At 65.4% G+C, this 13,637-nt stretch carries 11 protein-coding genes; 1 reads left to right on the plus strand and 10 read right to left on the minus strand.

The features are described 5' to 3' along the window. Positions 1 to 18: 18 nt before the first annotated feature. Positions 19 to 1,752: a gamma-glutamyltransferase gene (ggt, locus tag N4261_RS14610; RefSeq protein WP_261756031.1), complete on the minus strand. Its 1,734-nt coding sequence runs from the start codon at positions 1,750 to 1,752 to the stop codon at positions 19 to 21. Between the two features lie 105 nt (positions 1,753 to 1,857). On the opposite strand from ggt, the gene N4261_RS14615 reads away from it, so the two are divergent. Beyond that, entirely contained in the window at positions 1,858 to 5,442 is a 3,585-nt protein-coding gene (locus tag N4261_RS14615; RefSeq protein WP_261756032.1) for a hypothetical protein, read from the plus strand. Between the two features lie 105 nt (positions 5,443 to 5,547). Here the strand turns inward: N4261_RS14615 and N4261_RS14620 are convergent, their stop codons facing one another. The 9 genes from N4261_RS14620 to nuoI all read right to left on the minus strand — a co-directional run bounded on the left by N4261_RS14620 (position 5,548) and on the right by nuoI (position 13,637). Beyond that, positions 5,548 to 6,066 (minus strand): DUF1178 family protein, encoded by a 519-nt coding sequence (locus tag N4261_RS14620; protein WP_261756033.1) that lies wholly within the window; start codon positions 6,064 to 6,066, stop codon positions 5,548 to 5,550. Between the two features lie 9 nt (positions 6,067 to 6,075). Continuing rightward, the gene (locus N4261_RS14625; protein ID WP_261756034.1) at positions 6,076 to 6,711 is read right to left on the minus strand and encodes an NUDIX domain-containing protein; all 636 of its coding nucleotides are present in this window, start codon (positions 6,709 to 6,711) and stop codon (positions 6,076 to 6,078) included. Further along, positions 6,695 to 7,009: a DUF2818 family protein gene (locus N4261_RS14630; RefSeq protein WP_435531929.1), complete on the minus strand. Its 315-nt coding sequence runs from the start codon at positions 7,007 to 7,009 to the stop codon at positions 6,695 to 6,697. The genes N4261_RS14625 and N4261_RS14630 overlap by 17 nt, the downstream gene beginning before the upstream one ends. Before the next feature lie 37 nt (positions 7,010 to 7,046). Then, entirely contained in the window at positions 7,047 to 8,525 is a 1,479-nt protein-coding gene (gene nuoN, locus N4261_RS14635; protein WP_261756036.1) for an NADH-quinone oxidoreductase subunit NuoN, read from the minus strand. 12 nt (positions 8,526 to 8,537) lie between these two features. Then, a complete protein-coding gene (locus N4261_RS14640; protein ID WP_261756037.1) occupies positions 8,538 to 10,007 on the minus strand; it encodes an NADH-quinone oxidoreductase subunit M in 1,470 nt (489 codons plus the stop codon). A gap of 18 nt (positions 10,008 to 10,025) precedes the next feature. Then, positions 10,026 to 12,071 carry an NADH-quinone oxidoreductase subunit L gene (nuoL, locus tag N4261_RS14645; RefSeq protein WP_261756038.1) on the minus strand — a complete coding sequence of 682 codons (2,046 nt, stop codon included), beginning with the start codon at positions 12,069 to 12,071 and terminating at the stop codon, positions 10,026 to 10,028. 25 nt (positions 12,072 to 12,096) lie between these two features. Further along, positions 12,097 to 12,420: an NADH-quinone oxidoreductase subunit NuoK gene (nuoK, locus tag N4261_RS14650; protein ID WP_261756039.1), complete on the minus strand. Its 324-nt coding sequence runs from the start codon at positions 12,418 to 12,420 to the stop codon at positions 12,097 to 12,099. Then, positions 12,420 to 13,058 carry an NADH-quinone oxidoreductase subunit J gene (locus N4261_RS14655; RefSeq protein WP_261756040.1) on the minus strand — a complete coding sequence of 213 codons (639 nt, stop codon included), beginning with the start codon at positions 13,056 to 13,058 and terminating at the stop codon, positions 12,420 to 12,422. The genes nuoK and N4261_RS14655 overlap by 1 nt, the downstream gene beginning before the upstream one ends. An 81-nt stretch (positions 13,059 to 13,139) precedes the next feature. After that, on the minus strand, positions 13,140 to 13,637 hold the full coding sequence (nuoI, locus tag N4261_RS14660) for an NADH-quinone oxidoreductase subunit NuoI (protein ID WP_261756041.1): 498 nt from the start codon (positions 13,635 to 13,637) through the stop codon (positions 13,140 to 13,142).

A 13,637-nucleotide genomic window follows, 5' to 3' on the forward strand; every position in this document is an offset into this window, starting at 1 on the left:
ATTCAAACGCCTGCGGCGTCAATACCCCGCGGCCAGGCCGGTGTTGCGCCGCGGATCGTTCGCCCCGTAGAAGCGGTTGCGGCCGACCGGCTTGCCGTTGAGGGACGGCGCACCCACGATGATCGCCGCCAGGTGGTTCGCCGGATGCGGCACACCGAGCTTGTGCCCCATGCCCTCCAGCAGCTTGCGCGTGTCTGGTGACAGGGCGTAGGGCTCGACATTGGTCAGGTCCGGCTGCCACTGCTGATGAAAGCGCGGGGCATCGACCGCCTCCTGGACCGTCATGTCGTAGTCGATCGCATGGATCAGCGTCAGCAGCACCGCCGTGATGATGCGGCTGCCACCGGGTGTGCCGACCACCATGACTGGCTTGCCGTCGCGGGTGACGATGGTGGGGCTCATCGACGACAGCGGCCGCTTCTCCGGCGCGATCGCATTGGCCTCGCCCTGCATCAGCCCGTACAGGTTGGGCACGCCCACCTTGGCGGTGAAGTCGTCCATCTCGTTGTTCAGCAGGACGCCGGTCTTGCCCGCAGTGACCTTCGCGCCGAACCAGTCGTTCAGCGTGTAGGTGACCGAGACCGCATTGCCCCATTGGTCGGCGATGGAATAGTGGGTGGTGTTGCTGCCCTCATGCGGCGGCACGCCGGGCTTGAGGTCGGCGGACACGGCGGCCTTCGACGGATCGATGGCCGCGCGGATCTTGGCTGCATACGCCTTGTCCAGCAGGCGGTCCAGCGGGTTCTTGATGAAGTCCGGATCGCCCAGTGTGCTGTTGCGATCGACGTAGGCATGGCGCATGGCCTCGATCTGGTAGTGCACCGCCTGGGCCGATCCCCAGCCCAGTTCCTTCAGCGGATAACCCTCCAGGATGTTGAGCATCTCGCAGATAATCACGCCCCCCGAACTGGGCGGCGGGGCCGACACCACACGGTAGCCGCGGTAGTCGCATTCGATGGGCGCGAGCTCACGGGTCTGGTAGCGGTCCAGGTCGGCCTGCGTCAGGATCCCCTTGCCCGCCTGATTGGACGCCACCAGCGCCTTGGCCACCCAGCCCTTGTAGAAGCCGTCGGTGCCCTTGGCGCTGATCTCCCGCAGCGTCTTCGCCAGGTCCTTCTGCATCAGCCGGTCGCCGACCTGAAAGGGCTGACCCTGCTTCAGGAAGATCGCCGCCGAGGCGGGGTCGGCCTGGAAGGCCTGGGTGGCGGTCTGGAACATGTCGATGTCGCCCTGGTCGAGCGCGAAGCCGCGATCGGCCAGCGCAATCGCCGGCGCGATCAAGGCGCTTCGTTTCATCGTGCCGTACTTCGCCCGGGCGTACTCCAGACCGGACACGCTGCCCGGCACGCCCACCGCGAGATGGCCGAGGGTGCTCAGACCCTTGATCACCTGACCGTCCTTGTCCAGGTACATGTTGGCGGTGGCCGCCAGCGGGGCCTTCTCGCGGAAATCGAGAAAGGTCTTCCGGCCATCGGCCAGCTGGAGCGTCATGAATCCACCGCCGCCGAGGTTGCCGGCCGCCGGATAGACGACCGCCAGCGCATAACCGACCGCCACGGCAGCGTCGACCGCATTGCCGCCCCGCTGCAGCACGTCCACGCCCACCCGGGTGGCCAAGTGGTGGGCGGTGACAACCATGCCATGTTCCGCAGCAACCGGCGCCGACGACGCGGCCCACGCGGGATCAGAGGGAACCAGCGCCAGCGAGGCACTCACCGAGGCGGCGCAAAGCAGTAGACGGAAGGACTTCATGCAACGACTTCCTGAAAGGCTGAAAACGGTCGATTCAACACCGATGCGCACACGCAAGCAAGTGGCGATCCCGCGCGAGTCCCTCGAACTTTTGGAGCAGCACGCATGCACCCGAACCCCATGGCCTCTGGCACGGCCCCCGCTCCCGCCTGGGGCCTGACCGCCGATTTCAGCTCGACATCGGGCATGTTCCCCCGCGAGCCTTCGCCCCGCGATCGCGTGGTGCAACCCCTGACCCCCGACCAGCTGAGGTCCCTGGACCGGGACGCCGATGCCTTTGTCCAAACCGAGGCCGGACAGGACTTGGTGAAGGCGATGGTCGAGGACCTGCAACGACTGATCCGATTTGCGCAGGAGGCCAACGAGGGCCGGACGGCGCGCGAATTGAGGATCTTCGCCACCCGGCTGCCGGTGGAGCGTCGCCAGCCGATCGATTTCTGGATCAACCTGCTGGGTGACGGAAGACATCATCTGGCGCGGGTGGTGGACGGCATCGAGGATGAGCGCATTCCCCTGGACCAACGTCGTGTGGTGCTGTCGAACCTGTCGGGCGCGCTGTCGGAATGCGGCGAGCGGGTGCGGGTGGAGCTGCAAGACGCGGACCGGGCGCTGTCGGCCTATCGCGGCGATCTGCGGGCGTCCGTCCAGCGCATGGTCGAGGTCAGCCGCGACGATGTGATCCGGCGCGTCGATGCCGATCCCACCCTCACCTTGCGGGGACCGTCCTCGATCGACACGCATCGACTGGTCCACCTCCAGCAGGCGCTGCGCCAGTCGGCCGGCCAAGGCGCTTCGCGCGCTTTGCCCGCCACCGAGTTCGAGCGGGCCGTCGCCCGGTGCCAGCAGACCATCCAGGAGCAGGTGACCCCGATGGCGATCGCGCAGAGGCTGGCCGAGGAATGCGTGCACGGGATTCGCGCTGATCTGCTTCAGCGAATGCGTGGCCCGCTGGATCTCTCGGGCACGTCGACCCATCGACGTCTCCTCGAAAGCCTGGTGGCCGAACGCACGGCCACCTACGGCCCGGTGAAAGCCGTGAGCTTGATCGAGTTGAACCGCGATGCGTGTCCGGAGCTGACCCAGGATGCCACCCTGGTGGCCAGAGACATCCGCCGCGGCATGGCCGACCTGGGCCTGGCCCCCCCGCCCGACGAGCGTCCGGTGCTGACGATCGGACAGGCCGACACGTGTCTGACGGTGCATGTCATGGATGACCATCTCTGCCATGTGCAGGCCGGCGATCCGGGATTGGAAGAGCGTCACCCGCTCCAGCGTGAGCACCTGGAAAGAATCCTCTCCGAGGCCCCTCCCCGATGGACGGCCGATGCCCACGGACCCGCCGACTGGCCCCCGGCGTTCACCTCCGCGTTGTTGAACACTGCGATCGACCGCATGGATGAGGACGCCATGCAGGGGGTGTCACCCGACTGGATGCGCGACGCCGAGACCGCACGGCGGTTCAGCGACCGACTGTCGGATCAGGCGCTGGCGAAGTGGCTGTCGACCTGCGGCTCACACCCCTTGTCACCCGTCGGCGCGAGGGCGCTCCTGGCGATCATGGCCCATCGCACGGATCCCCTGGCAGCGACGCAACAGCTGCTGGAGCGCGCCCCCGCCATCGCGGGTGATCTATGGCGTCATGTGGGCAGCGACCTGCTCCTCACGGCGCTGACCCCCGGCCGCCAGCCGCTTGTCCAACTGGCGCCGACGGTCGGGGCGGAGCCGCTGGTGCGCGCGTCGCTGTGCATGCTCGGTGGCGCGATCCCGCAGATGCCCCCCCATGAACGGCTCGCCGCACTCACCTTGCCGGCCGTAGCCAACCGGGCGAGTGCGCTCAACAACGGCCTGATCACGGCCTACCTCGAGCTGTTGACGTCGCTGTGCGAGCAATCGCTGCTCATGCCGTCGGAGGTCGGCGCGCTGTTGAACACCCGCAGCGCGGTGTCGCACGGACTGGAACGAGGCATGGCCGGCGGCGCCCCTTTGACGACCTGGCTGGATCGACTGGCGCAGCTGTGCGAACGCGGCCATTTACGTGAGTCCGATCTGATTGCCCTGATGAACACGCCACCCGCCGGATCGGCGCAGATCGCGCTGCCCCTCAGAGCGCTGCGTCAGAACCGGGAAGCCGACCTCAAGGCGGTCACCGCCTGGGCGCTCTCATGCGCAGGCCAGCAGCTGTCTCACGAGACGGCCGGCAGGCTGATGGCGTCGGCGCTGACACCCGCGCAGATCACGGAAGTGACGGCGCCGTGCATCAAGGCGGATCTCGCCCGGCCCCTGATGATCTATCTGGACGGCCTGCGGCAGGCCCACCAGCACAGGCTGATTGACGACGGCGCCATGATGCAGCTCCTGCATGCCGACGACAGCGCCCCGGGTGCTTCGGGCTTGCCCTTGCTGGCCGCCTCGCTCCAGGCACCGGACACCCAGGTGGCGCAGTCGGTGCTGGGGTGGCTGAGGACGCTCACCGAGAGCGGGCAACTGTCGCGCGCCGAGCTGCTGTCGCAACTCCGCGGTGCCCGGGCGCCCGATGGGGGCGTGATCGGGGCGGCCATCGCTGCCGACCTGGTGCCAGTCACGAAGCAATGCATGGCGCTGCTCGACGTCGCGCTGTCCGCTGGACTGCTCGGCGCTGACGATGTGGCTGAGCTGCTGCGCCGCGCGATCAACGACAAGCAGTCGGCAGCCGTCTCCACCACGCCGGCTCGACCTGTGGACAGCTTGGGGCTGCACCTGCGCACCCACCCACGCGGACCGCAGCCGCATGCGCTCGACGTTCTTTGGGCGTCGATGCTCCCCATGCTGGCATCCCGCCGCTTCCCGGCGAGTCATGTCGCGGATCTCGTGACGCAACGCGTGCCCGGTGAGACGCCTCCGGCTGCGACCGAGCCAAGTACCATTCTGCGAGCCGCCTATCTGCGGCTGGCCGATGTGGTGCTGAAGGCTCGGGCGCTCCCCGCGACGTCCGTGGCGGCCTCTGCAAGCACGCCGGCGCTTCAGGACGACATGGCGATGACGCTGCTGGAGTGCCGCAGCGGCCCCAACGGACGACCGCTGCTGGGTGTGGCCTTGCAGGGTGCCCCTGAAGGGGTGGATGCCTTGATGACCATGACTGCGCAGGCATGGCGCCGGGGTGCCCTGCGCCTGCCGGAACTGATCGAGCTGTGGCGCGCCGAGGATCGAGACGGCCTGCCTGGGCTGCTGGTCGCCATGGAAAGCGGGAATCCAACGACCTTGGCGGTGTACTTGAGGCATTTGTGGACGGTCTTCGGCATCCAGGACACCTCCAATCCGTCCTCCGAGGCGCCCGCCCGGTCACCCGAGCTTCAGCAAGGCCTGAAGGCGCTGTTGGGCGCGACCTCCGCCAGCGGAGAAACCGCCACCCAACGGGCCTTGGCAAAGAGCCAGGACGCCACGCTCGCCACTTACCTGAAACAGGTCCTGAGGGCCGGGTTGACAGATGCGTTGGATGGCGCCACGGTCATGCATCTCTTGTCGTCGGGGACCACGTCGACCGCGCCGGGCAGTGGGGCCTGGTCCATCGGCAGTGCCGCCTGCATGGACCTCATCGACGACATGCAACGCTTAGCCCTCTTGGGAGGTCTGTTACCGCTTGAAGGCGAGACCGCAGCCACACGGTTGTCCGAGGCGGCGGCAGCCGCACTGGACATCGACCTGCGCGATTAGATCCGGATGGCGCCGGTGCCGCTTCACAGGCAAGCTCAGACGCAGCGCCTGGCGACATCCATGCGCCGCCGCCCGCGGCGCAACCGCAGGTCGACGTCCGACGGACTACTGCAGCGGATCCTTGAGCAGATCAGGAATCGGCAACGGAAGGACCTCGATGCCCTCCTCCACCAGCTCCCGCGCTTCTTCTGCGGTGGCCTGACCACGGATGCCACGCGGTTCCGTCTCGCCGTAGTGAATGCGGCGGGCCTCTTCCGCGAAGCCGGTGCCGACGTCCTCGGTGTGGGCCATCAGGTGACGCACAGCCTGGATGACCTGACGCTGCAGCGCTTCCGGGAGCATGGGCGTCGCATCACCGGTGGGGGTCAGCGCGGTCGGAGCGCCCGCAGACGAAACGCCGCCGGACGACGACTGCGGTGCGCGCTGCGCCTGATCAGAGGCGACAGGCTCGGTAGCCTGGGAGAGATTCAAACGCGGCGCACTGGGCATGCGCCGCACCTGCGCGCTGTTGCACAGCGGGCAGCTCAGCAGTCCGCGCGCCTGCTGGGATTCGAAATCCGCGGCAGAGCCGAACCATCCTTCAAAGCCGTGGCCCGATTCGCAGGCCAGATTGAGCACCAACATGACGGGATGCTAACGATTCGGCAGGCTTTCCGTTGACTGCCAGGTCAAAGGCCATGCGCCGGCACGCCAACGGCTCAGCCAGAGCAGGCCGATCAGCGTCTTGGCGTCGGTCAACTGCCCGTTGAGGGCCATCGCATCGAGTTCGGCCTCGGTGTGAAGCACCAGATCCAGGAACTCGCCCTCGTCCAGGCGGCGTTCGCCCTGGGTCAGTCCGCGGGCGAAGAAGATCTCGATCCGCTCGTCGGAGTAGGCAATGGCGTTGTGCAGCACGCCCGCGTGAGCCCATTCGCGGGCGGTGTAGCCGGTCTCTTCCAGCAACTCGCGACGGGCACAGGTCAGCGCCGACTCATCGGCGTCCAGCTTGCCCGCCGGTAGTTCCAGCATCACCCGCCCCATCGGGTAGCGATATTGGCGCTCGAGCAGCACACGGCCATCATCCAGCAAGGGAACGATCACCGCCGCGCCAGGGTGGCGAATGTACTCGCGGGTGGCTTCACGGCCGTCTGGCAGCGCGACGCGGTCGCGCTTGACCTGAAGAAAATTGCCGCGCAACACCCATTGGGAGTCGAGCGGCAATTCACGGAGATGCGGATCGGCGTCGGGTGCCGGCGTGATGCCGGCGTTTGAATCAGCGGTCGTCGTCATCGAACTCTCGCACCTGCGACCGCGAGCGGCGCAGATAGCGCCACACGAAGCCAGGGAAGCCCAGCGTCACGAACAAAGCCAGTGCCGCCGCATAGAACTCCCAGCCCTGCACAAAGCGCTGACCGAGCCGGGCTTCGAGTCCGAAGCCCACGCCCAGCGTCAGCAGCGCCAGGATCAGGAGTTCCAGCAGCCGCCAGCCGGCGGACTTCGGCTCGCGCCGCGGTCCGACCAGCAGGATGCGGGCACTGAGATAGGGAAGATTGGCCGCGACCAGCGCGACCACCAGAACCAACCACACCGAAGCGCCCTGCTCCATCGACTGTGCCGCCCCGTGATCAGTGCGACAGCGCGCGAACCAGCGCCTGGTTGCACAGGGCGAGCAGGCCGCCCGGCAGGATGCCCAGGACCAGCACGGCCAGACCGTTGAGCGACATCACCACGCGCGCGTCGGCCGGTGCCACCAGCGGGGAACGGTCGGTCGGCTCGTCGAAGAACATGACCTTCACCACGCGCAGGTAGTAGAAGGCGCCGATCAGCGACAGCACCACCGCGATCACCGCCAGCCACAGATACAGCGACTGTCCGGTGGCCACCATCGCCTGCAGCACCGAGAGCTTGCCGTAGAAGCCGACGGTCGGCGGGATGCCGGCCAGCGAGAACATGTAGATGGCCATGACCAGCGCATACCAGGGGCTGCGCTTGAACAGGCCCGCCAGATCGCTGATCTGTTCGGACTCGAAGCCCTGACGCGCCAGCAGCATCACCAGGCCGAAACTGCCCAGGGTGGTCAGCACATAGGTGATGGCATAGAACATCGCCGAGCTGTAGGCATTCATCGCATTGGCGATCTGACCATTCACCACGCCCGAGGCCAGGCCCAGCACGACGAAGCCCATCTGCGAGATGGTCGAATAGGCCAGCATCCGCTTCAGGTTGGACTGCGCGATCGCGGCCAGGTTGCCCACCACCAGCGAGGCCACCGCCATCACCAGCAGCATCTGCTGCCAGTCCACGGCCAGGCCCAGCATGCCTTCGACCAGCAGACGCAGGGTGATGCCCAGCGCCGCCAGCTTCGGTGCGCCGCCGATCAGCAGCGTGGCGGCTGTCGGTGCGCCTTGGTAGACGTCAGGCACCCACATGTGGAACGGCGCGGCGCCGAGCTTGAAGCCCAGGCCAGCCACCACGAACACCACGCCCAGCACCAGCACCGACTTGTTGGGCACGCCCGAGCCGACGACTTCCAGCACGCGCGGAATCGACAGCGACCCGGTGGCGCCATACATCATCGACAAGCCGTAGAGCAGGAAGCCCGAAGCCAGCGCACCCAGCACGAAGTACTTCATCGCGGCTTCGGTGGAGACGGTGTGGTCGCGGCGCAGCGCGGTCAGCGCATACAGCGACAGGCTCATCAACTCCAGGCCGAGGTAGACCATCAGGAAGTTGTTGGAGGCCACCATCACCGCCACGCCCAGCATGGCCAGCAGGCTCAGGGTGAACAGCTCGCCCTTGAGCATGTCGCGGGTTTCCGCATACGGGCGGGCATACACCAGCGTGATGATCAAGGCGATGCAGGAGACCCCGCTGAGCAGATGGCTCAGCGAGTCGATCACCAGCATGCCTTGCATGGCGATTTCCGGCTTACCTCCCAGCGCGGCGAAGTGCATCGCACCCACCACGGCCAGGCTCAGCTGCGTCAGCCAGTAGGTCGGCGTGCGGCGCGGATCGGTGACAAACAGATCGACCAGCGCCACGACGCAGGCCAGCACCAGCAGCAGGATTTCGGGATAGACCGCGACCCAGTTCATGTCATTCATTGTGTTGGGCCCTTATTGAATCTTGGACACCGCGACGTGCTTGAGCAGCTCGGTGACGGATTGATGCATCACGTCGGTGAAGGGCTTGGGATAGACCCCCATCCACATCACCGCAATCGCCAGAACCGCCAGCATCGCGAACTCGCGAGCGTTGATGTCGGTCAGGGTGCGCACGTTGTCGTTGCTCACCGGGCCGAAGTAGACGCGCTTGATCATCCACAGCGTGTAGGCCGCGCCAAAGATCAGCGCCGTGGCCGCGAGCAGGCCGATCCAGAAGTTGTGCGCGACCGCACCCAGGATCACCATCCACTCGCCCACGAAACCGGCGGTGGCGGGCAGTCCGCAGTTGGCCATGCCGAACAGCACTGCGAAGGCGGCGAACTTGGGCATGGTGTTGACCACACCGCCGTAGTCGGCGATCTCACGCGAATGCACCCGGTCGTACAGCACGCCGATGCAGAGGAACATCGCGCCGGAGACGAAACCGTGGGAGATCATCTGCACGATGGCGCCGGACACGCCCAGCTCGTTGAAGATGAAGAAGCCCAGCGTCACGAAGCCCATGTGGGCCACCGACGAATAGGCCACCAGCTTCTTCATGTCGCGCTGGACCATCGCCACCAGGCCGATGTAGATCACGCCGATCAGCGACAGGGTGATCATGAACCAGGCGTATTCACGCGCGGCGTCCGGCGCGATCGGCAGCGAGAAGCGCAGGAAGCCGTAGGCACCCAGCTTCAGCATGATCGCGGCCAGCACCACCGAACCGCCGGTGGGCGCTTCCACGTGGGCATCCGGCAGCCAGGTGTGCACCGGCCACATCGGCACCTTGACCGAGAACGCGGCGAAGAAGGCGAAGAACAGCAAGGTCTGCGCGCTCAACGGCAGCGGCAGGCGGTGCCAGGCCTGGATGTCGAAGCTGGCGGACTGGCTGTACAGGTACAGCAGCGCGATCAGCATCAGCAGCGAACCTGCCAACGTGTAGAGGAAGAACTTGAAGGCCGCATACACGCGACGAGGTCCGCCCCACACGCCGATGATGATGTACATCGGGATCAGCGTGGCCTCGAAGAACACGTAGAACAGCATGCCGTCGAGGGCCGAGAACACCCCGACCATCAGGCCCGACAGGATCAGGAAGGCGCCCATGTACTGATGCACACGGGTGTCGATCACTTCCCAGGCCGCCACCACCACGATGATGCTGATGAAGGCGGTGAGCGGAACGAACCACATCGAGATCCCATCAACGCCCAGGTGGTAGTTGATGTTGAAGCGCTCGATCCAGCTCGCCTTCTCGACGAATTGCATCGCGGCGGTGGTGGTGTCGAAGCCGCTGATCAGCGGCAGCGTCACCAGGAAGCTGACGATCGCCCCCACCAGCGCGAGCCAGCGCACCGCGCCGGCGTTCTCGTCACGGCCGAACGCGAGCAGCAGACCGCCGCAGACGATGGGCAGCCAAATGGACAGACTTAGCAACATTCTTATTCTCCGCCCGCGTCAGAGGCCGAACACGGCCTTGAATTGGGGCCCCATGTAAGGCCACAGCTGCCAGGTCATCAGACCGACGACACCCAGGATCATCACCAGCGCATACCAATAGAGGTGGCCGGTCTGGATCAACCGCACCAGGCCGGCAATGCCGCCCACGGTACGGGCCGAGCCATTGATCAGCACGCCGTCGATCAGGCCCTGGTCGCCGCCCTTCCACAGACCGGTGCCGAGCAGGCGTGCGCCACGGGCGAGCACGTTCTCGTTGAACCAGTCCATGTAGTACTTGTTTTCCAGAACGGTGATGACCGGGCGGAAGACCCGTGCGAACCAGGCCGGAATCTGCGGCGCCACCATGTAGAACACATAGGCGGTCAGCACCCCGGCGATGGCCAGCCACAGCGGCAGCGTTTTCACGCTGTGCAGCACCATGGCCACCGGGCCGTGGAATTCCTCGCCCAGCTCACGCATCGCATGGTGCAGTTCGTGGTTGATGAAGATGGCGTCCTTGAAGAAGTCGCCGTGCAGCATCGGGCCGATCGTCAGGTAACCGATCACCACGGACGGGATCGCCAGCAGCAGCAGCGGGGCCGTCACCACCCACTTCGACTCATGCGGAGTGTGGTCGTGGTCATGACCGTGGCCGTGGTCGTCATGGTGGTCATGCTCGCCCGGGAACGGCTTGTGACGGAAGTTCTCCTTGCCATGGAAGACCAGGAAGTACATCCGGAAGCTGTAGAACGCGGTCACGAAGACACCGGCCACCACCGCGAAGTAGGCGAACGAAGCTGCCGGCAGATGGCTGGCGGCAACGGCCTCGATGATCGAGTCCTTCGAGTAGAAGCCCGAGAAGAACGGGGTGCCGATCAGCGCCAGCGAACCCAGCAGCGAGGTGAACCACGTGATGCGCATGTACTTCCACAGGCCGCCCATGTTGCGGATGTCCTGGTCGTGGTGCATGCCGATGATGACCGAGCCCGCACCCAGGAACAGCAGCGCCTTGAAGAACGCATGCGTCATCAGGTGGAACACGGCGACCGAGTAGGCCGACGCGCCCAGCGCAACGGTCATGTAGCCCAGCTGCGACAGCGTGGAGTACGCGACGACGCGTTTGATGTCGTTCTGGATGATGCCCAGGAAACCCATGAACAACGCCGTGATCGCACCGATCACCAGGACGAAGTTCAGCGCGGTATCGGACAGCTCGAACAGCGGGCTGAAGCGCGACACCATGAAGATGCCGGCCGTCACCATGGTGGCGGCGTGGATCAGCGCGGAGATCGGGGTCGGGCCTTCCATCGAGTCCGGCAGCCACACGTGCAGCGGGAACTGCGCCGACTTGCCCATCGCGCCGATGAACAGGCAGATGCAGGCCACGGTCAGCATCATCCAGTCCTGGCCGGGGAACTTGATGGCGGCCAATTCGTTGGCCTTGGCGAAGGTCTCGGTGTAGTTCAGCGAACCGCCGTAGGCCACCAGCAGGCCGATGCCGAGGATGAAGCCGAAGTCACCCACGCGGTTGACCAGGAAGGCCTTCATGTTGGCGAAGATCGCCGTCGGCTTGGTGTACCAGAAACCGATCAGCAGGTAGGACACCAGGCCCACCGCTTCCCAGCCGAAGAACAGCTGCAGCATGTTGTTGCTCATCACCAGCATCAGCATGCTGAAGGTGAACAGCGAGATGTAGCTGAAGAAGCGCTGGTAGCCGGGATCCTCTTCCATGTAGCCGATGGTGTAGATGTGCACCATCAGCGAGACGAAGGTCACCACGCACATCATCATCGCGGACAGCCCGTCGATCATGAAGCCGACTTCCATCTTCAGGCCGCCCAGCACCATCCATTCATAGACGGTCTGGTTGAAGCGGGCGCCGTCCTGGATCACCGACTTCAGCGTGAGCGCCGAAATGATGAGGGAGATCAGCACGCCCAGGATGGTCACCGTGTGTGCGCCGCGGCGACCCACCTGCTTGCCGAACAGACCCGCCACGACGGCGCCGACCAGCGGCGCCAGCGGCACGGCCAGCAGCATGTTCTGAGAGAGTGTTGCAGACATTGTTTTTCTCGCTTCCTGACGCGCGTCAGCCCTTCAGGGCGTCCAGCTCTTCCACGTTGATGCTGCTGCGGTTGCGGAACAGCACGACGAGGATGGCCAGGCCGATCGCCGATTCAGCGGCCGCCACGGTGAGGATGAAGAACACGAACACCTGACCCGCCATGTCGCCCAGATAGTGCGAGAAGGCCACGAAGTTCAGGTTGACCGCCAGCAGCATCAGCTCGATGGCCATCAGCAGCACGATCAGGTTCTTGCGGTTCAGGAAGATGCCGATCACCGACAGGGCGAACAGGATCGCGCCCAGGGTCAGGAAATGGCCCAGCGTGAGGCTGGTAGCGACTGCGCCCATCATGCGGCTCCTTCGTTCTTCTCGACCGGCGCGGCCGGTTGTTCGATGGTCGGGGCCACCTTGACGATGCGCAGGCGGTCGGCCTTCTTCACCTTGACCTGCTGCGAGGCGTCCTGATGACGCGAGTCCTTGCGGCCCCGCAGCGTCAGCGCGATGGCGGCAATGATGGCCACCAGCAGCAGTACCGCCGCGATCTGCAACGGGAACAGGTAGTCGCTGTAGATGGCGATGCCCAGCAGCTTGGTGTTGCCCATCTGCTGTGCGGCGGCGTCAGCCACCGGCGCATCCGCGACCTTGAAGCCGCCGATCAGGATGACGGCCATTTCCAGCGCGATCAGTGCGCCGACCAGGCCGGCCAGCGGCAGATGCTTCCAGACGCTCTCGCGGACTTGCGTGGACTCGAAGTCCAGCATCATCACCACGAAGAGGAACAGCACCATCACCGCCCCGATGTAGACCAGCACCAGGGTGATGGCCAGGAACTCGGCCTTCAGCAGCATCCAGATGCAGGACGCATTGAAGAAGGCCAGGATCAGGAACAGGGCCGAGTGCACGGTGCTGCTGGCCGTGATGACACGGAAAGAAGCGCCCAGCAACACAAGCGAAAAAACGTAGAACAGCGCGGTAGTGATATCCATGCGGGTTCCTGCAAGCAGGCCGCCGGCACGCGGCATCCGGGCGAGCCTTCACGGCCCTGGCCCCCGACGCCTCGTGACCGGTCAGCGGTACTTGGCGTCGGCCTCCTTGGTGGCTGCGATATGGGATTCATAGCGATCGCCCACCGCCAGGAGCATGTCCTTGGTGAAGTACAGGTCGCCACGCTTTTCGCCGTGGTATTCGAAGATGTCGGTCTCGACGATCGAGTCCACCGGGCAGCTTTCTTCGCAGAAGCCGCAGAAGATGCACTTGGTCAGGTCGATGTCGTAGCGGGTGGTGCGGCGCGAACCGTCCTCACGCACATCCGACTCGATGGTGATGGCCATCGCCGGGCACACGGCTTCGCAGAGCTTGCAGGCGATGCAGCGCTCCTCGCCGTTCTCGTAACGGCGCAGCGCATGCAGGCCACGGAAGCGGGGAGACAGCGGGGTCTTCTCTTCCGGGAACTGCACCGTGATGTTGCGCGACAGGAAATACCGGCCGGTCAGGGCCATGCCCTTGAACAGCTCGGTGAGCATGAAGCTCTTGATGACGTCCTTGATGGAGCTCACAGCAGGCAC

Source organism: Roseateles amylovorans (genome assembly GCF_025398155.2).
Classification (GTDB): domain Bacteria; phylum Pseudomonadota; class Gammaproteobacteria; order Burkholderiales; family Burkholderiaceae_C; genus Roseateles; species Roseateles amylovorans.